The following is a 1,367-nucleotide window of genomic DNA, read 5'->3' on the forward strand; positions in this document are numbered from 1 at the left end:
AACAACAACGGTGTGCCCGACCTGATGGCGCGCCGCAAGTCCGACGGCCACGCAGTCGTCTACTGGGGCCGCGGCAACGGTACCTACCTCGACCAGCCGACCGACGGCGGCGGAGGGTGGGACCAGTACTAGAAGACTGATGAAGATGTTGGGTTCTGGCCCCGCCGCGCGGGCGGCGCCAGACTCGTTTCCGTGGCGATGGGTGAATGGGTCGGGAGATGGTCGGGCCCGATGTCTGGGAGACGTGCCGGGAGTTGATCCCGACGGGCAGTGTGTCTAGTGCTGCGGCGCGCAGCCTCCTTCGCCTGCCGACCGCGAGGACATCCGGCGGGGGAGGCGGGCCAGTCGCCGACGACGGATCATCCGGATGCCGGCTGGCTGGCAACCTTCCCGGTCAGGAACTGGCAGGCGCCGCGCAGTCTCGTGTGCAGCCGCTCCTGGGTGGCTCGGCTGTCGAGGCGGACGTCGAGGGCGCCGGGGCGCGCGCTGTGTGCGCGCAGGCCGGTCGGGAGTCGGGCGGCGTCGAGTCCGTCGCGTTGGGCGATGAGAACGCCGAGTTCGTAGCGGCTCACGGCATCCGGTCCTGCGAGGTGGTGAACGCCGCCGGCCACGTGGCGGGCGGCGAGCTCAAGGAGGGCGTCGGCCAGGTCGGTGACGTGCACGGGGCAGCGGATGTCGTCGCGGAACAGGACGCCGTCGCGGGTGCCGGCAGCGAGGTCGTGGACCAGGGCGACGTGCCCGGAGCGGCGGTCGCCGATGATCAGCGATGTTCGGGCCACCATGGCACCGGGGTGGACGAGGAGTACCCCGGTCTCGGCCGCGGCCTTGGCCGCGCCGTATGGGGTGAGCGGGTCCGGGAGGCTGGATTCGTCGTAGTGGATGCGGGTGCCGGAGAACACTGCGTCGCTGGAGACGTGGACCAGGCGGCTGCCGTGCCGGGCGGCGGCCATCGCTACCCGGATGGGCCCCTCGGCGGTGACCGCCCAGTCCGCTCCGCCGCTCGCGGCGTTGATGATCGCCTGCGGCTCGACCTCGGCCATGACGGCGTCGATGTCACCGGGGTCCCGCAGGTCGAGCGCGTGCCAGCGGACGTTCGGGACGTCGCTGGGCCGAGTGGCGAAGGTCGCGGCCACCGGGATACCTCCCGATGCCGCCTGGCGGACCAGCTCGGTGCCCAGGAACCCGCTGCCGCCGATGATCAGGATCGTCACGCCCTCACGGTAGAGGAGAAGCCGCCTCAACTCCGCCGCTTTCGGTCGAACTTCACAGGGGCGGGGCGCCCGACGACGTCGGCATGGGCGGCTGCTGGAGACCGCCGAGCGGGCCGCGGCCTGCTTCCCGAACTCACCCATGGTCGGCGTGGACGT

Annotated in this window: 1 protein-coding gene; it reads right to left on the reverse strand. The window is 71.7% G+C overall.

Features of this window, described 5'->3' with window-relative positions:
- Nucleotides 1-359 precede the first annotated feature (359 nt).
- Entirely contained in the window at nucleotides 360-1,211 is an 852-nt protein-coding gene (locus AB0P35_RS40760; protein WP_363521393.1) for a sugar nucleotide-binding protein, read from the reverse strand.
- Nucleotides 1,212-1,367: the final 156 nt, after the last annotated feature.

The organism is Kitasatospora sp. NPDC085879 (assembly GCF_040686255.1).
Taxonomy (GTDB): Bacteria; Actinomycetota; Actinomycetes; order Streptomycetales; family Streptomycetaceae; genus Kitasatospora.